Consider the following 17,839-nt stretch of genomic DNA (forward strand, 5'->3'; position numbering starts at 1 on the left):
GCTTTTACTCATCAAGCAACGCACACTCATCTCATCGATCGCGTCGACCAGGACGCATCCAAGGAATCGCTGCTGTTTGACCGCCAACTGTCGCCCTGTGTCACCGTTTTGTGCGAGCTCGTTCGCATTTAGTGACAGCAGGTTTGTCCCCATTCGCATTTTTCGGCGTTGCCTACGTCGGCTTCGCCGACGGCCGCGGCGGCCGCGGCGGCCGCGGCGGCCGGCATGCTCGCGACTTCCTCGATCTGCCAGACGAGGATGGTTGGCGCGGCACTCTCGTGTGCGACGACTTCAGTGGCTACAAGGCGTGCTTCGAGCTCGGCGTCACCGAGGCCGGCCGCCTGGCGTATGCGAGGCGCAAGTTACACGAGCTCTGGGCCAATCACGGCAGCCTCGCCGGGGAGCAGGCGCTGAAGTTTTTCGGCGAGCTCTACGCTGTCGAACGCGAGGTCGCCGACCTGATGCGAGAGGAGCGTAAGCGCGTTCTCACTACCCATTGTTGATTTCCACCCAGAGGCGCACCGCTTCTTCACGGAGCCTTGACCCGCATGCTGTTGGACACACGCGTCTCCGAGCAAAAGGGTGAAGGCAAGCACGCTGGGTCGGCGCTTTATGGAACTTTGGGTCAAATGGGCGCGAAAATCTACACCGGTAGCCAAAGCACCGGCGCTCGTGCGCCAACTCGACGATGCGCGTGCTTAGGCTGGCCGTGGACTCGTTCATGCTGGGCGGTTCCCGGTAGCTGGTTCTGGACAACCCCGCATAGCGACAGGCGCGGCGCTCGCTGATGGACAGTTCCTGAACCATCCTGGCAGCAAGAGATTCTGGCAGCACTGCTCTGGTACGCCATCTACTTTTAGCCCGAGCAAGCGCTTCAATGCCGTTGCCATGGAATAGCAGCAACCCTTCCCACGCTTGGCTTTGTCCAGTCGCACACTCCCTCCGAAAAAATAGAGTGAAGCTCGGCCCATTGCATCGGCGAAAAGGCGACCGCGTAGCTCGAAGCCTCCGGGGCCTTGAGCTCGCACTTCATAATGTCTTGCGCAACGCCTTCACCCGCTGCGATTCGAGGCGTCGAATAGATCGGAAAGATCGTATTGCAGACACCGCCAGGCTCCAGGGTCGCGGGCTCTGCATGGGACACGCCGCTCGAATCCCAGCAGGAATCGACAAGCGCAGGAGGCCTGTTTCTAATGACCTTTCTCGCTAAATCGTCTGACGACGTATCCGCGGCTATTCTTTCAAGCCATTCGTTTTGAGCCACGAGCGCCATCTTCGTTAGATTGACCACGCCCTGATACCCCTCAACACTTGCGGACAGCCAGCTCACGTGATTTGCGGAGGTTCCGTGTGCAGCTTGAATTCTCGAGCGGGTTGCAAAGGTACGAACCCTGGTGTGCGTGTTTAAACCTTCGGTGTAGAGGCGCGTGTCGATGACCGGCAACGTGATGCCCTCGCCCGAGTTGACGAGCCCCGATTTGTACGCATTTTCCACACCTTGGATGTTCGCAACCGCCCGTTTTCTTGCATAGGATCCATTGACATCGAACCCTCCGATATTTTTGTTGAGATCAAGGAACTGTTCGATGGTGATGTCCCCGCTGTTCAGCGCCTGGAGCCCGTATTGAACGCCGACGTTGTCATAGATCGAGCGTGCAAAACCGGTGTTTGCATCAACGCCAAAAACATTGACCAGTCCATCGACGTATCCGCCGCGAGCCCCGGTGGGGTTTGTGATCGGGTCGAAGATTGCTGTTGGGGGTACGACCGGTGAAAAGCCTTGGGTGGGCGTCACGAAAGCATGACCAGCCGCATCCCAGCTTCGACAAGTGGTCGATGTGCCGCTCACCGGATAGCCGGCCACCTTGGCCTGAATCGATACAGGCCAGGCACTCGGCCCCGCATCATCGAAGTATCGGTTAAGCAGGGCGCAGTCGACAACATCAAGTATGACTGACGGTGTATCCGGAAAGGACAGGCCGGGCGTGATCGCGTCAAGTACACCAGGATAGTTTTGAGCGATGAAGTGCTGAATCATCGCGCCGCCGGAGGGCCCGGTGCCGATGGTGAATTTAGGCACTCCGTATGACTTGATGAAGTGCTCTTTGAGCATCATCGAATTCTCCGCGGCCATCACGGGATCACAACCGTTGTCCATCGCCATCCGTGAAGCGAATGCAACGGCGAAGCCAAGACCGAGCGGGTCTATGGCGTTATCCACGCTAAGAGGCAGCATTGCGAGAGCGTCCGGCAAGGTGTTCGAACCGGATCGATAACCAGGGGAACATCCTCCGCCATACACAAGATTGAGTTTTCCATTCCAGCCCGCACCGGGCTTTTTGCCGCCTTTCGCCCACGGATTCGAGATCGGATTGGCGGGGTCATCGAGGATGGCAATTCGGTATATGGATTGATCGATCGTGCCCGATTCGACCCGCACTATGAAGTTCACCTTGTTTCCATCGATGGTCTCTGTCGTAGCGAGATCTGCGGGATACGGAGCAACCAAGCTGGTCAGCGGCTTGAAGGCGTTGGAAGTGGTGACGTAATACCAGTCCAATCGACTCGAAACGGTACAACTCGCATCGGATGCTGCGCCGAGCCCGGAGCTTTCGGTTTCGCAAATCCAAGGGACTTGGTGAGGACCTGAGATGATGGGGCCGGATGAGGAATGGTTCTTGACCGTCACCAAGGTTGCAGGTCCATACTTGCTCTGCGCAGAAATCGTGTTCTCCCCCACATGAAAGCCTGCAATACGACCGACGAGGCGTTTGCCTGACGGGTCGTGCTCCAACGACGAACTGACATCAACGCCGTTGAGGCTGACTTTCAGATCCGTCGCCGGAGCCGATTCAGAAGCCGGATCATTGCTCACCGCAATGACGGCATCGCCTCCGCTGACCGTATCCCGGCGCGACGACAGAAGCTCGACTCGAGGCGCTCGGCCTTCCGGGGAGAACGACTCTGAAGCAACGGGCAGCGCGTAGCCTGGCGTTGGATCAGAACCACCACATCCGCCCACGACAGTGGCGAAGGCCAGCAACATCCAAACCTTGCGGCGAGGCGACGGGCACTGGATCTTCTGAAGAGTTCTGAACTTTAGGAACAGGGAGTGCCAAGACGGTTTCTTTGATGACCAAGAACTCATTTTTTCTCCTGCACAAGGCGTGAAATGACGAAGCAACAACCACCGCGCTCGTCTTTCGACGCGACGACTCCTGGCGGAATCGTTGATCGATGGAGACATGCGAAGTCGGGGAGGCACCCGCCCAAGAAGGCTCAAGAGCCTCTGTGTGCCGCCAATGAGCCCTACATCGGCGCCTTCCAGACCTCCTTCATCACACGCAGCCAGTTTTCGCCCATGACCAGGCCAATATCCGAGTCGGAATAGCCCTTGCTCAAGAGCGCATCCACCACTTCGGGCATGGCGCCCAGTTCCACCTGCTTCATATCGCTGCGCGTGTAGCCGCCATCTGGCGGCAGCTTGTCCGCGTGGGCCGCAGCGTCGGCTGTGATCGCGGGTAAATCGACGATGTAGTCGAGCCCCAGACCGACATGTTGAGGCCCGACCAACTGCGCGATGTAGTCGATCTGTTCGGCGAACTTCGAAGGCGATGCGTCATCGTCACCGGTGAAGATCGAAAGGCCCGTCAGACCGAACACGCCGCCGCTGGCTGCCACCGCCTTGATCTGATCGTCTCGGTAGCAACGCGGATGTTGGTGGATGTTCCAGATGTTGCCGTGGCTGCAGATCACCGGATGATCGGAGTACTCGATGGCCTCCATGCAGGAGCGATAGCCGGCATGGGCGACGTCCACGAGCATCCCGACCCGATTCATCTCGGCGATCAACGTCCGCCCGAATCGGCTTATCCCACCCTCTCCAAGTTCGTGGCATCCGTCTGCCACGAAGTTCTTCTGGTTGTAGGCCAGCAGCATGTGGCGAATCCCGAGCTTGTAGAAGACTTCCACCATCGAAAGGTCCCGACCGACCGGAACAGAACCTTGAAAATGAAAGCCCACGGCGAGCTTGCCCTCCTTCCTGGCCCGATGGATGTCGTCCACCGTGTTGACGAGCATGCAAAGGTCGCTTTGGTCAAGGAAGAACTTCCGGTACGCCGCGATGGCCTGGATCGCACCGATCGTGTCGCTGTTGTCGGCTACCAGCGTGAAGGACACATAAGTGAAGCCTTCGTTAATGAGCCGCGAAACGAATGCGTCCTTGAGCCGCTGGTCCGCGGGAGCGCAGAAGGGCGAAGTCATATCGCAGACGAGCAGGCGGGAATACAGTTCTCTCGCTTGATCCGAGGCAGCGGGTTTCATTGCATTGGATGGATTGAGCATGGTGGATTTGCTTGGGAGATGAAGGGATGGGGCGTCGGTGTCCTGCCCACGGTTATCCTCAGACCTTGAAGTCCGAGCCGGGTCGATGCAGCACAACAAGAAAGATCCAGAAGACGGCCGTCACGGCAACCACATAGAAGGCAGGTACCAGAGCGCTTTGGACAGCATTCAGCATGACGGTGATCGCATACAACGAGAAACCGCCAAAGATGGTTGCGCTCAAGTTGTAGGAGATCGCCATGCCTGTGGAGCGAAGGTCAGGCGGAAAGAGATACGCCATTAGCTTTGGATAGACCGCGTTGGAGGCCGACGTCACAGTGGTGAAGATTGCCGAGCAAATGATGAACTTGGCCGTCGTTGGCCCGGAGGTCATCCAGACATAGAGCGGTACGATCATCACGATCAGTGCGGCAAGGCTGATGTGCAACTGCCTTTTCGCGCCCAGCCTGTCAGCAACCATTCCCAGCAGCGGTGTGAGGACCGTCCCGATGGCGCCACAGACCAACAGGGCCAGAAACGGAACATTGGCCGGCAGCTTGAGCTCACGCACGGCGTAGGTGGGCGCATACACGAGAAGAACGTATTGCACCGACGTGCCGATCGCCGCCAGAGACAGCGCGACCATGAGTGCACGGCGGTGTTCCCTGAAAACGATTCGAAGCATCTCCATGGTTCCCCGGTCGCCGGCGTTTTTTTCGAACGCTTCTGACTCCGGCAGGTATCTCCTGATGTAGTAGCCGACCGGTGCAATCAGCAGGCCGAAGGCGAAGGGAACCCGCCATCCCCAGCTGTCTCTGGATTCCGGTGTCATTACCTGGGTCATCAGCAGTCCGACAAGAGCTGCCATGACGGTTGCGAGCAACGGGCCGCTGCTGTAGAGGCCGCTGTAGAGGCCTCGTTTCTTCGCCGGAACGGACTCGAGAAGGTAAGTCGCGGCACTGGCGAATTCGCCGCCCGCAGACAGCGCCTGAAGGATGCGCGCGATGACCATCAACACGGTGGCAGTCACCCCGATGGAAGCGTAGGAGGGGACGAAGACCATGATGAGCATCGACACGGTCATCGACGCCATGATGAAGCTCAGCGCAGGACGTCGCCCGAAACGGTCGGCATACAGACCGATCAACACACCACCGAGCGGCCTTACGACGAAGGAGAGGGCGAATGTGGCAAAGGTCAAAAGGAGCGCTGCTGCGTCATCGCCGGGCGGGAAGAACTGCTTGGCAATGAAAACCGCCAGAAACCCGTAGACGATGAAGTCGTACCACTCCAGCGCGTTGCCGATGATGGCGGCGACGAGCGCCCTTTTCTTGTGGACCGCTTGAACGGAATCTTCTGATCCCTGCAATGGCACTTGCAGTTGGGCAATGTCTTCTATATGGGCAGATTTCATGACAGCAGATCGCATTCCTGAGATGGGGACCACGCGCTTCTTCCCCGACAGTCGAGCTGTCGCTGCGGGCACGCTCGGCGCTTGATGGTCGACTTGCAGAGGCTGCATGGTACGTTTCAATCCTGCATAAAACAATAAGCATTTAACGCAACATGTATAGGGTTTACGTGCCCCCCGTGAAGCTGTGAATACAATGCACGGAAGATGGCCACTTCCCCAAACAAACCCCGGCGCGTCGTCAGAACCCAAGCGGAACGCAGCGAAACGACCCGGCGCCGCATCCTGAATTCAGCGATATCGCTGATTCGGCGGCAAGGCTTTCAGAAAGCCAACCTGCAGAACATTGCGTCCGGCGCGAAGGTCACGCTCGGTGCGTTGCAGCATCAGTTCGGAACACGGCAGGCGCTGCTAGAGCAGGTCGTGGAAGAGGTGATGGCACCGCTATCTGACAAGGGCCCTGTGTGGCCGGATTCAGCCATCCCGCTCAGTGAGCGTGCCGCGGAGTTCGTGGAACGCGCATGGCAGCACATCTACGGTGCGGACTCTTATGTGGCTGCCTGGGGAGTGTTCTTTGGCTGCAAGTCCATCCCCTCACTTTTCAAGCGCATCGATGCGAAACGGCAGGCAGAAGACCCGGTGTCGTTCGCCCATTTTCTCGCGCTCTTTCCTGAGGTTTCCGCGAACCATAGCGACCCCGCCGGATTCGCCGAAATGGTGTTTTCCACGCTTCGCGGGATTGCAGTGTTCAAGTTGTTCCCGGTGACGGAAGAATCCATCGCTTCCCAGCTCGAATGCCTTGCCGGGATGATCGTCGCCGCAGGCCAAGAGAAGCCACGCAAGACAGGCAGATCGTAGCCCTCCCCGCGCCTGCATCCTAGTTCGTCACGAAGAAGAGCCGGGCTTGGCGCCCGAAGTATTTGACCGTGGTCCCGTTGCGGATTTCAATCACGTCACCGGGGCGACCTTCAACGCGTTCTCCGTCGCCAGTCTCGACGCCGAAAACGCCCTCCAGCACCAGGATGATTTCGTCATAGTCGAGCGTCTTCGGCTCACAGGCTGCCTCATGCCATCGACCGAATCCGCAAAGCAGCGCGGCGTCCTCGCCGTCCGAGACCACCCAAGAGATTTCGGCCAAGCCGTCAGATGCGCCCCCGCGCGCCTCGGAGACGACTGTGTGTCCAGGGATCAGGCGAAGAGAAGTCATTCAGGTGCTCCGAGTGAAAAAATGAAAGTCCGTGCGGCTGCGCGTCGTCCACGACTTCATCGTTCGCCTCGCCCGGTCCAAACACCGTAGGAAAGGGCCATGCCGACACCGATGTCGCGCAGTGGGCGCGGCGGGATGTAGTTGGCCGTTCCTTGCGAGAGAAAATCTGTCATCAGGGAATGATCGCGGCCGAGGGCCAGGTCCGCGATGAACGTCCCCGCCGCGGTGTGCCGCACGATGCCGGATCCGTTGCAGCACGAGGCGGCAAAAGAGTTCGGTCCCACGCGACCGAACGCAGGCGCGTGGTTGTGCGACACGGCAAGCCAGCCAGCCCAGAAGTGTTCGAGCTCAATCGGACCGAGCTGAGGAAATCGCCGACGCAGGAGTGCCAGATTGATCTCCCGAGCCTTCGCGCGTCGAGCGTCAGTGGTGCCTAATGACGGCGAGTACTCGAATCCCTGACGAATCATCAGGCGTCGCTCCCGAGTCAGCCTTAGCGTCGATCCGACCACGGAATGCGCCGGCGTCAAGCCCCAAGTCGACTCTCTGCCAAGTTGGCCGAGTTGTTCATCGCTTAACGCGGGCGTCAGGCTCGCGAACAACAATATGGGGATCTGACGGGTGCGATAGACGCCGAAGGACTGCGAGAAGGCGTTGACCGTCAGGATGAGTGCGTTCGCGCGAATTCGGCCATGCGGGGTCCGTACGCTGGGCGTCTGGCCGCGGATGTCTGCTTCGATCACTGGTGAGTTTTCGAATAGCTTGACCTGCCGAGGGAGGCTATCGGCGAGCCCGCGGATAAGACTCGCCGGATTGACCAGGTAGGTGCCAGGGGTGTGAATGGCAGCGGCGTAGTAGGCCGTGCCCAGCGCTTCTCGCAGCTCGCTTCGGTCGACCCACCGGTACGGCTCTTGCCATACTTTGAGACTGGCCTCGTACGCGGCGAGAGAACGCTTCGCGACGTTCTCCGTGACGGCAACATGGTATCGCCCACGCTTCTCCCAGCCGCAGTCGATGCTGTGCTCTTTGACGAGGCAATCCAATTCGTTGAGCGCGAATCGTCCCACGCGGATCGCGCTACGGCCCTGCTCCGTCCATTCTTCCGACGTCCCTGCTGCATGCGGAAGATCGATAGCGAAGCCGGAGTTTCTGCCGGAAGCGTTCTCTCCGACCAGCCCGGCTTCAACAAGCGCGATTGTCGCGTTGGGCCGGAGCCGAGCAAGTTGCCGGGCTGCAGCAACACCCGCGTACCCTGCACCGACGACCACCCAGTCGAAGTCCAACTCACCCCGTACCTCAGCGTTTGCTCGCCGCGGCGGCAGCAAAGCGCTCCACCCATTGCTTTGATCATCTATGGGCAAACGCCCAACGCGAACCGACATGTCGAATTCCTGAATAGCCCCCAGTGCGACCTTCCACAGGAAAAGACTGCAGATGAATGTCGTTCTGGAATGCAGAATATAACAATAAGCATTTAATGTATATTAAATAAATCAGACATGCAATCGCAGCTTTTTCGCCATCTGTGAAGTGCGGGGGCTGAATATGCGTTTCGGACGCTTGCCGATGGGCATTGGCGGGACGCTCAGGCTCCGACGCCCAGTCCTCGGGCAGGTACAACTGGCGGGCCACGGGCAGACTGCCCTGCTTGCCCTGCTTGCCCTGCTTCCCGCGATACTGGCGTGTAACGCGCACCGAATGGCAACCCTTCTTCGAAAGGCCGGTGCCCTCGATGATCCACCGACCGCCCTGCCTGAAGTCCATCCTGGGCATTACCCACTGGCACGTACGACGCAGCTGCGGCGTGTGTGACCACTCGGCCTTGGCCACGAACTGGTGCCGCGCGCTGGCGTGCGTCGGATCCACCCGCGTGGCCATGCGCTCTCCGCTCTAGCGCGACGAGAGAAGCATCAGGCCCGTGCAGTACCCACGAAGGCCGGCGTGCCGATCCATGTGACCCAAGCCCGCGCTCAGGTGCTCCGAATACCTAGTTTTGAACTACCCGCACGCGGCATCCTTCTGTTAGCTGTTCCGTACCGAAGCGCGAATTGAAGAGGCTCACGGTTCGCCGTTACAGAGGAGGTATAGGCGCGGCACCTATCAAGATCGGAAGGGAAGCAGCGCTGTCGCGCATACGAACTTCCAGCATCGCGAGAAGGACACGGAGAGCGGCGCTGTTCTGGCGGCGCTGTGTGTAGACTGCATAGAGCCAGATGTCGCTGGGCATGAAGTCTCTGAGAACCGGAACCAAGTGAGCGCTTTCCACGTAGGGTTGCGCAAGCAGGTCGGGAACGCACACCGCGCCGATATCCGCCAGTGCTGCGCCAATCAACGCACTCGCATCGTTGGCGTCCATGCGTCCCCGAACGGGAACGTTGTACGGCTGGCCGTCCACTTCGAATGCGATCTGTGGAGGCCCTGGCGTGACGGAGTATGCGAGGACATCGTGCTTTCGCATGTCATCAGGCTTCAACGGAATGCCGCGCCGCGCCCAGTAGCGCGGCGTGGCGCAAAGTGTGAGACCCATCCGGCGCAGGCGCCGCACGATCAGGTTCTCGTCGCCGATCCGCCCGAACCGCAAGGCGATGTCCACTCCCTCGTCGACAAGATCGATCATGCGGTTGCTCAGTTTCAGGTCGAGCTGCACGTCGGGATAGCAAGTGAGGAAGTCTCCCAGCAGGCGCGGAAACGCCGTCTGGACCATTCCGTGGGGCGCGGTGATCAACAGGCGACCGCTGGGGTGCGAGCCGCGTGCCTGCAGTTCGCTCGTGGTCTGCTCGATCATCTCCATCAGGGGCGCACATCGCGCCTGCAGCAAGCGGCCTGCGTCGGTGAGGGAGACTGAACGCGTCGAGCGGTTGAGCAAGCGGACATTGAAGCGCGACTCCAGTGCTGCAACGTGCTTGCTCACGCTGGCCTTCGAGATACCGAGCCTGCCGGCCGCGCGCGAGAAGCTGCCTTGGAAGGCCACTTCCGAAAATGTCCTGAGAAGCTCGAATCCGTCCATCATTCATCCCGTCACTCGCGAAGCGTCCCATTGCAGATAACTGCCCTTCACCCTCACGGGTGCGACGCAGCGGGGCCACTCTCCCATCCGCCACCCAGGGCCATGAAAACCCCGACTTGGTACTCCGCCAGCCGGGCGTCGGACTCAGCCAGCGCGGCTTCGTGCGAGGCCAGGGTGCGTTGGGCGTCCAGCGCATCGAACTGGCCGACCTTTCCGTTGATCAGCAGCGCCTGCGCCTGGTCGGCCACGATCAGGCTCTGGTCACGCGCGGCAGCCAGAGCCGCATGCCGATCGAGCTCGCGGCCGTAGGTGTCCAGCGCGGCTTCGGCTTCTCGCAGCGCATTCAGCACGGTGCCCTCGAACCGCGCGACTGCGACGTGAGCCGTTGCTTCTGCCTGGGTGATGCGCGCTCGTGCGACACCCGTGTTGGGAAAGGACCAGCTGATCAGCGGGCCCACGCTGTAGCTGAAGGCCTCGCGGTTGGCGAACCGTTCGACAAAGCCGGTGGACGCCGATGAGAGGCCCAGCGTCACCTTGGGATACAGATCGCCCGTCGCGACACCGATTCGCGCCGTCGCGGAGGCCAGGCTTCGCTCGGCCTGCCGCACGTCGGGGCGCCGGGCGAGCAGCGCCGCACCGTCGCCCACGGGCAGCAGTCCGGCTACGCGTGGAGGCTGCTCGCAATGGCCGACGGCCTCGGGAAGGTCGCGCGGCGGCGCACCCGTGAGCGTGGCGAGCCGATACAGCGCCTGCTGGCGCCGGGATTCCAGCGGGGGAATCGCGGCGCGGAGGGTTTCGAGCTGGGCGCGCGCACGCGCGGCGTCCATGGTGCCGGCCTTGCCCGCGCGCTGCAGCCGCAGCGCCAGCCCGAGCGCGTCCTCCTGCAGGCGCATCGACACCTGTGCCACGCGCAACTGCAGCCCGGTGGCGCACACTGCGCCATATGCCTGCGCCGTGCCGCCGGCAACGCTCACGCGCACCAGGTCCACCGCGGCGCGCGCGGCGCCGGCATCCGCTTCGGCAGCCTCGATGGCGCGATGCAGTTGGCCGAAGAGGTCCAGCTGGTAGGACACGGCCATGCCCATGCTGTAGTTGAGCCGGCTCGGCGGCGCATGGCCGGGTTGCAGCACCGACAAGCCCGAGCTATGACCGAAGCTCGGACCGCCATTGAGGGTGATCGAGGGCTGTTCGCTCCCGTGCGCCTCTGCCTCGAGGGCCATGGCACGCTCGAAGGTAGCCAGGGCTTGCCGCAGATCGGTGTTGTGCGCCAGGGCCCGGGCGATCAGGCCCTCGAGCTGCGGGTCGTCGAAAAGGCGCCACCAGTGCGCGGGCATCGTTGCATCCGATGTGGCCGCGCCGCCGGAGAGGAACGGCCCGGCCGAAGCGGACTGCGCTGCGGTGATCGCGGCCGGTGCGACGTAGTCGGGGCCGACGGGACCATGTGCACAGCCAGCCAACATCACGCATGCGGCAGCGGTTGCAAGCGCGAGGACGAGAGGCGGCTTCATGACCGCGGCTCCTGAACGCGAGCCGCGGCGGCGGTGGAGGCTGCTCGGGCCTCCATCACCTCGACAGAGACAGTCTGCCCGACGACCAGGCGAGCATTGGCGGGCAGCGGGTCGAGCTTCACTCGCACCGGAACGCGCTGGGCGAGCCGCACCCAGTTGAATGTAGGGTTCACGCTGGACAGCAGGTTGGCACCGGTGCTGCGGTCGCGGTCGCCGATGCCTGCGGCAATGCTGTCGACCTCGCCTTCGAGCGAGGGCGCGTCCATGGGGGTCACTCGCACCCGGTCACCCAGCCGGATGCGCGACAGCTTGTTTTCCTCGAAGTAGCCCTCGACGTAGATCGAACCGTCAGCCACAAGCGCCAATGCAGGGTGGCCTGCGGTCGCATAGGCGCCCCGGCGCAGGTCGAGATTGGTGACACGGCCCGCCGCCGGCGCGCGCACTTCTGCGCGTTGCAGGTTCAGGCGCGCCACGTCAAGCGCCACCTGCGCCTGGCGCAGGGCCGTTTCGGCCGCCAGCAGCGCCCCCCTGGCTTGCTCGACACGCAGGCGCGACTGCTCGCGCACCTCCTGCGCGACAAGGCCCTCCAGTTCGTCGTTGCGGCGGCGCTCGCGCTGCGCCTGGGCCAGCGCGACCTGCTGATTGCCGATGACGATCCGCTGAGCGGCGACTGCAGCTTCGGCCTGCTGCAGCGCCAGCGCGAAGCGGGCTTCGTCGATCGAGAAGAGCAACTCGCCCGCCACGACCGGCTGGTTGTCGCGCACCGCCACGACGGCCACCATGCCGGAAACATCGGGCGCCACCTGGACGACGTCGGCGCGCACCCGGCCGTTGCGCGTCCAGGGCGCCAGCTCATAGTGGTCCCAGAGTTGCAGGCCGGCCCAGCAGGCTGCCGCAGCAACCAGCGCGGTCAACAGCATGCGCAAGAGAGATGGAGCCGGGTGCGACAGCCAGGCGGGAAGGCGGACGGATTTGGTATTCATGATCGAGCAGCAGGACAACGGATCAGTTCAGGAGGAGATGGCGCCGGCCAGCCGGACCAGCGCATAAAGCGACAGGAGATACAGCCCCAGATCGAAGAGCGGTGGATGCCACACCCACCGGTAGACACCGAGCAGCGACAGCAGGCGGCGAACCCACCAGGCGCAAGCCATCGCGCCTCCTGCAAGCAGGAGCAGGCCGGGAACGTAGATGCCGAAGAAGCTCGTTTCGATCATGGGTGGAGGTCCGAAGGCGCAGAAGGAAAGAGATCCCTGCGCAGCCCCACGAGGGCCGAGACAGCGGGTTCGCACCCGGTGCTTGCGAGGCAAAGGGCCAGCAGCCGGTCGATCTGCGGCAACAGCGCGTCTAGCCGCGTCAGCGATTCCGTGGCTTGGGCGAGGAAGGCTCGCTCGAGCGCGGCCAGCAGCTCGCGCACAGGCGTTTCGGGCAGCAGGTGGCGATGCTGCTGAAGGACGCCGATGCTCGCGCCGATGCGAAGTTCGCGCATGGCGAGCTGCACCGCCTCGCTGCCCTGGTCCGCCGCGCCGCCAGCCGTGCGCGGAACCAGCAGCGCGATGCGGTCCAGCATGCGGCCGGCGAATGCGTCACGCGCCAGCGCGCGCTTCGGGCGCGCCGCCATCCCGGAAAGATCGCGCCAGGTGGCCCGGTGGATGCGCCGCGCGCTCCATTCGCTGCTCACGCTGCGCACGATGGCGGTAACGCGTGCGGCAATCAGGGCACCGGCGAAGAGCGCCAGATTGCCCTCGAGAAAGCTGACCCAGTCGGCGCTGGCAATGTCGTGCAGGGCCAGCGTGCCGGCCACGCCGAAAAACATCCCAAGTGCCGTGAGGCTGCTTGCCGGACGAGCGAGGTAGCCGCCCACGACCAGGAACAGGGGCGCAATACACAGCACCAGCATGCCGAAGTCGTGCGCCAGCGGCATGACGCCAAGGATGTAGAAGGCAGACACCGGCATCGACCACAGCAGGGCGATCAGGAACTTGTGCATGCCGGGCACGGGGTCGTCCATGGTGGCGAAGAAACTGCAGAAGACCGCTGCCGCCATGGCCATGGACGATCCCGCGCGCCAACCGCTGAAGATCCACGCCGTGCATGCAGTGCAGGTGGAAAGCACGACCGTGAACGCGGAGCGCAGCGCCAGGCCCCTGTCCACGTGGAGGACCGAAGGCCGCGAAGCCTCTGCCCGCTTCGGAGGCGACGCATGGCCGACCAGCCCGGCGGCGATGTCGGCGCGAAGCGCGTTGCACCGGCGCCATCCCGCGACCAGCTCGTCGACATGAGCGGCCACGTCGATGCTCAGCGCACGCACCCAGAGCGAATTCCGCCAGTCCACGCCCTCAGCCCGGACAGCGGCGAGGACGCCGTCCACGGCCACGGGTGGTGCCTCGGCATCGAGGCAGGCGCTGCCTTGCGCCATGGCCCGCGTGACCGGTTCGGGCACACCGCCTGTTGCATCGCGCAATGCTGCGAGCCGGTCCTCCAGGGCCGAAAGCGATGGCGCCAGTGCCGCAAGGCCGTCGTGCAGGTCGCCCACGGCATGTCGAGTCCATCGCAGGCCGCCGGTATCGAAAGGCACGTGGGTTGCGAGCAGGCGCAACTGGGTGATGTCGGTGGCGATACGCCGCCTGTCCTGTGCCAGCCGCTTGCGAACCTCCTCCTCGGCACCAGCGCTCATCAGGTCGCCGGCCCACCGGCGTACATCGCCCAGCGTGCGGTCGATCAGCCCGAGGAGTGAAGGCGCAAGGCTGGTGGGCAACACGACGCTGTGCACGAGACTCGCGCAGACGATGCCGAGCGCGATCTCCTCGGTTCGGGCGATGGCGGTGTCGAACATCGCCGCGGGTGCCTCCACCAGCGGAAAGCCGATCAGCGCCGCAGAGTAGCCTGCGAGCATGAAGGCATAGGAGCGCGCGCTCCGGTCCATCAGCGACAGGTAGAGGCACGAGCCCACCCACAGCGCCAGCGCGAGCGACAGAAGCACCGGCGACCCGGACAGCGACGGGATCAGCACTACGGTGGCCGCACATCCCAGCACGGTGCCGCACAGGCGGTAAAGCGACTTCGACCGCACATGGCCTGCCAGGGGATGGGCGACGATGTACGCGGTCATCATGGACCAGAAGGGTCGGGGCAGCCCGAAACGGCTGGACAGGTAAAGCGCGAGCATGGCCGCGAAAAAGCTCTTGAGCGAGAAGAGCCACTCCTGCCTGGAGAAACGAGGCCGCGTGATCATGCGGCGCCCCTGGAGATCGTGTTCGAGGGCGTCGATCCGGCTTCGAACTTGTTGCGAATCATTTGCATGTGCAGATGCTAGGCATCCTCATGCGAGGCAAGAATCGTAAACTTGGACAAATGATTTCTCTTTTCGGTCACCGGGAATGAACCGCTCCGTCCGTACCACGTCTCGCGCCAACCTCGACCTGGACTACGAACCTTCGGTGCCCGTCATGGCACATCGCGTGGATGTCGAGGAGCGCGAGCGCGAGGTTCCGATTCACGTGCATCGATCGGGCCAGTTGGTGATGGCGCTGCGGGGGGCGGTCTCCTGCGACGTACCCGGTGCAATGTGGATGGTTCCGCCCCAGGCGGGCGTGTGGATTCCGGGCGGCACGCCGCACAGCAACCACAGCACGGCGAACGCGGTGATCTTCTATCTGTTCGTTGCGCGCGATGCCGCGCCCTTGCCTGCCAGCTGCTGCACCTTGCGCATCAGCCCGATGCTCGGCGAGATGATCCAGTACCTGGCGGAACAACCGCCCTCCTACGAGCCAGGCGGGCCGACCGATCGGCTCGCCCATGTGCTGCTGGACCAGCTCTGCGCCATGCCAAAGGAGGAAGTCTCCTTGCCCATGCCCGAGGATGCGCGGCTGCGAAAGGTGTCCCGCGCCATGATGCGGGATCCGTCCGACCGCCGTACGCAGCAAGATTGGGCGCGCCAGCTCGGCATGAGCGAGCGGACGCTGAACCGGCTGTGCACAGCCTTGACCGGCCTGAGCTTCGGACGCTGGCGGCGCCAGCTGCACATGATGGTCGCGCTTCGGGAACTGTCCGGAGGAGCGACCGTGCAGCAGGTCGCCTACGACCTCGGCTACGAGTCGCCCTCGGCCTTCATCACGATGTTCAAGAAGGCGTTCGGCAAGCCTCCCGCCACGTACATCAATGACCGGCTGATGGCCGGAGGATGAGGCCCCCCGGGGCGCTCATCGGCCGGCATCACGTCGTGCCGGCATGAACGCAGCCGAAGTTCCGCCTCAGGACTTCACCGGTAGGGGCGCGCGTGGGTCACGCCGCCGTCCACCACCAGGGTGGCACCCATCACGTAGTCTCCCGCGCGCGAAGCCAGGAATATGGCTGCGCCTGCGATGTCGTCCGGCGTGCCGATGCGACGGGCGGGAATGTGCCCAGACAGCACCTCCCCATGGTCGCGAGCATTGCGGTTCATCTCGGAGGGAAATGCACCCGGCGCAATGGCGCTGACCGCGATGTTGTCCTGTGCCAGGCGCATCGCCATGCGTCGCGTCAGGTGAACCAGTCCTGCCTTGCTCGCAACGTAGGAGTAGTTCTCCTGTGGGTTGAGCCCGATGCCGTCGGTCGAAGCGATGTTGATGATCTTCCCGACCCGCGCCTTGGCCGCGGCGCGCAGCGGTCCGGCGAGCGCCTTCGTCAGGAAGAAAGGCGTCTTCAGGTTCAGGTCGACCACCTTATCCCAGCCGCTCTCCGAAAAAGCATCGAAGTCTTCTCCCCATGCGGCTCCGGCGTTGTTGACCAGGATGTCCAGCGTCGATTCATGGCGGGCGTAGGCGTCGGCCATCGCTTGGCAGCCCGCGACCGTGGACACGTCGTGCGGCAGCGATACGCAGTGGCCCGTGCCCGCGAGTTCGCGCGCGGCCAAGTCGCAGGCCTCGGCCTTTCTCGCGCTGATGTAGACACGTGCGCCGTGCGCCAGGAACCCCTCGGCGATCATGCGGCCGATGCCTCGCGAGCCACCGGTGATGAGCGCCGTTCGGCCCTGCAGCGAGAAAAGATCCTGGGTACTCATGGCGACATCACCGCCGTACTCGCACGCATGGACGTGCCTTCTTCTGCGGGCACCTCGAGGCGCGATCGCCGCACATAGGCCGTTCCGTCGAAAAGCCGCCGCGCCGTGCGCGTGAAGTGCACTTCGCGCACAGTCCATTCGTTATCGCCCGCATGCTCGACATTCGCGAAGATCTTGAGCACCCCGCTCGGATGGCCGATGCGGATGCGCGTCGGGCCGGCGTGCGTGCCTCGCGCTTCGGCCGGAATGGTTCCCGCGATCTGCGCCGCGACCGAGAGGCATACCGAGCCGCCGCCAGGAAACGCCTTGTGCATGGCGCCACCGTTGAGCACCATGCGCGCGACGAAGTCGATTTCCGATGACTGCACGATGCGGTCGCCGGCAATGGTCCGGTAGTCCTGGGCTTCGCTGATCAGGATCTGGTACGGCGTCAGGATGCCCGACGAAGGAAGATTGCAGCGTTCGACAACCCAGCGCCTCACCTCCTCGGCCATCTCGTAGATCTCGGGGCCGAGCTGGCCCGGCAGTTCCGTGCCGTTGATGCCCAGGTCCGCCGCGCGGATGAACACGCACGCCGTGCCGACATCGACCACCGACACCGGTATTTCGCGGCCGAGCTTCGACACGTGGACCCAATCGCGCGCCTGCCCGGTGGGCAGCAGCTTGCCGGTCGTGGAGCCGCTGGTGTCGGAGTAATCCAGCGCCACCTCTGCGCCGGTGCCGGGCACGCCATCCACTTCGCTGTCTCCCTCCACGCGCGGCTCGCCATCGGCGCATTGCACCGTCATTCGAAGGATCTTTCCGGTGTTCGTGTTGTGCACCCGAACGGTGGTGACGGGCTCCTGCACGGGAACCAGCTTCTCCTGCAACGCATACACCCCCGTGGCCGACGAAATGTTGCCGCAGACGATCTCGAAGCTGACCGTGGGCTGGTCGATGCCGATCTGCACGAAGGTGTAGTCGATGTCCGCATCCGGGCGCGACGGCGGCCCGATGATGGCGCACTTGCTCGTCAGGATGTCTGCGCCGCCGAGCCCGTCGATCTGCCGCACATCCGGGCTGCCGAACAGAGCCAGCAGAAATCGCAGGCGCGCCTCGGCATCGGCGGGCACGTCCTGCTGCGAGAGGAAAACGGCCTTGCTCGTGCCACCGCGCATCAAGGTGACCGGTACGTTGATTTGTTCTTTCATCGACCCAGTATGCGGTTGCGCCCGGGCCGCCGTCCTATCAGTTTGACTGGCCTTTCTTTAGCCTGGCTACATGTTTTAGCGAGCCTAAAGAATGCCGAGCAGAAATCCAATGACCACGAGGGTGTGCGTCTCGATACTTCCTGTTGCTGTGG

General features: G+C 63.0%; 14 protein-coding genes and 2 pseudogenes. 3 read left to right on the forward strand and 13 right to left on the reverse strand.

Annotation, left to right across the window (positions count from 1 at the left end; translation table 11 throughout):
• Positions 1-212: 212 nt before the first annotated feature.
• Positions 213-485, forward strand: a pseudogene (locus FHY06_RS13415) (IS66 family transposase); the annotation flags it as partial.
• Between the two features lie 389 nt (positions 486-874).
• Here the strand turns inward: FHY06_RS13415 and FHY06_RS13420 are convergent.
• From FHY06_RS13420 to FHY06_RS13430, 3 genes are all read right to left on the reverse strand, one after another.
• The gene (locus FHY06_RS13420) at positions 875-3,046 is read right to left on the reverse strand and encodes a DUF6351 family protein (RefSeq protein ID WP_184605441.1); all 2,172 of its coding nucleotides are present in this window, start codon (positions 3,044-3,046) and stop codon (positions 875-877) included.
• Positions 3,047-3,309: 263 nt separating this feature from the next.
• Positions 3,310-4,344, reverse strand: coding sequence for a dipeptidase (locus FHY06_RS13425; protein WP_260310330.1), 1,035 nt, complete (start codon positions 4,342-4,344; stop codon positions 3,310-3,312).
• A gap of 58 nt (positions 4,345-4,402) precedes the next feature.
• Positions 4,403-5,737, reverse strand: coding sequence for an MFS transporter (locus tag FHY06_RS13430; RefSeq protein ID WP_184605442.1), 1,335 nt, complete (start codon positions 5,735-5,737; stop codon positions 4,403-4,405).
• A 204-nt stretch (positions 5,738-5,941) separates the two neighbouring features.
• On the opposite strand from FHY06_RS13430, the gene FHY06_RS13435 reads away from it, so the two are divergent.
• Entirely contained in the window at positions 5,942-6,592 is a 651-nt protein-coding gene (locus tag FHY06_RS13435) for a TetR/AcrR family transcriptional regulator (protein ID WP_184605443.1), read from the forward strand.
• Between the two features lie 19 nt (positions 6,593-6,611).
• On the opposite strand, the gene FHY06_RS13440 is transcribed toward FHY06_RS13435, so the two are convergent.
• From FHY06_RS13440 to FHY06_RS13475, 8 genes and pseudogenes are all read right to left on the reverse strand, one after another.
• Positions 6,612-6,941, reverse strand: a complete 330-nt coding sequence (locus FHY06_RS13440) for a EutQ-related cupin domain-containing protein (RefSeq protein ID WP_184605444.1) — start codon at positions 6,939-6,941, stop codon at positions 6,612-6,614.
• Positions 6,942-6,997: 56 nt separating this feature from the next.
• On the reverse strand, positions 6,998-8,224 hold the full coding sequence (locus FHY06_RS13445) for an NAD(P)/FAD-dependent oxidoreductase (RefSeq protein ID WP_260310332.1): 1,227 nt from the start codon (positions 8,222-8,224) through the stop codon (positions 6,998-7,000).
• A gap of 64 nt (positions 8,225-8,288) precedes the next feature.
• Positions 8,289-8,894: pseudogene (locus FHY06_RS13450) on the reverse strand (transposase).
• A gap of 118 nt (positions 8,895-9,012) precedes the next feature.
• Complete coding sequence (locus tag FHY06_RS13455) at positions 9,013-9,951, reverse strand: LysR family transcriptional regulator (RefSeq protein WP_311733689.1); 939 nt, start codon at positions 9,949-9,951, stop codon at positions 9,013-9,015.
• Between the two features lie 50 nt (positions 9,952-10,001).
• Entirely contained in the window at positions 10,002-11,456 is a 1,455-nt protein-coding gene (locus FHY06_RS13460; protein ID WP_260310333.1) for an efflux transporter outer membrane subunit, read from the reverse strand.
• Complete coding sequence (locus FHY06_RS13465; RefSeq protein ID WP_184605447.1) at positions 11,453-12,439, reverse strand: HlyD family secretion protein; 987 nt, start codon at positions 12,437-12,439, stop codon at positions 11,453-11,455. The genes FHY06_RS13460 and FHY06_RS13465 overlap by 4 nt, the downstream gene beginning before the upstream one ends.
• Before the next feature lie 27 nt (positions 12,440-12,466).
• Positions 12,467-12,673: a DUF1656 domain-containing protein gene (locus FHY06_RS13470; protein WP_184605448.1), complete on the reverse strand. Its 207-nt coding sequence runs from the start codon at positions 12,671-12,673 to the stop codon at positions 12,467-12,469.
• Positions 12,670-14,691 carry an FUSC family protein gene (locus tag FHY06_RS13475; RefSeq protein ID WP_184605449.1) on the reverse strand — a complete coding sequence of 674 codons (2,022 nt, stop codon included), beginning with the start codon at positions 14,689-14,691 and terminating at the stop codon, positions 12,670-12,672. Before FHY06_RS13475 ends, FHY06_RS13470 begins: the two co-directional genes overlap by 4 nt.
• Before the next feature lie 145 nt (positions 14,692-14,836).
• Between FHY06_RS13475 and FHY06_RS13480 the strand changes: the two genes are divergently transcribed.
• Positions 14,837-15,643, forward strand: a complete 807-nt coding sequence (locus FHY06_RS13480; protein ID WP_184605450.1) for an AraC family transcriptional regulator — start codon at positions 14,837-14,839, stop codon at positions 15,641-15,643.
• A 74-nt stretch (positions 15,644-15,717) separates the two neighbouring features.
• On the opposite strand, the gene FHY06_RS13485 is transcribed toward FHY06_RS13480, so the two are convergent.
• Both FHY06_RS13485 and FHY06_RS13490 read right to left on the reverse strand, forming a co-directional pair.
• Positions 15,718-16,497: an SDR family oxidoreductase gene (locus FHY06_RS13485; protein ID WP_184605451.1), complete on the reverse strand. Its 780-nt coding sequence runs from the start codon at positions 16,495-16,497 to the stop codon at positions 15,718-15,720.
• Complete coding sequence (locus FHY06_RS13490; RefSeq protein WP_184605452.1) at positions 16,494-17,687, reverse strand: 2-methylaconitate cis-trans isomerase PrpF family protein; 1,194 nt, start codon at positions 17,685-17,687, stop codon at positions 16,494-16,496. The genes FHY06_RS13485 and FHY06_RS13490 overlap by 4 nt, the downstream gene beginning before the upstream one ends.
• Positions 17,688-17,839 lie beyond the last annotated feature (152 nt).

Origin of the sequence: Variovorax atrisoli (assembly GCF_014195185.1) — a bacterium.
Lineage (GTDB): Bacteria > Pseudomonadota > Gammaproteobacteria > Burkholderiales > Burkholderiaceae_C > Variovorax > Variovorax atrisoli.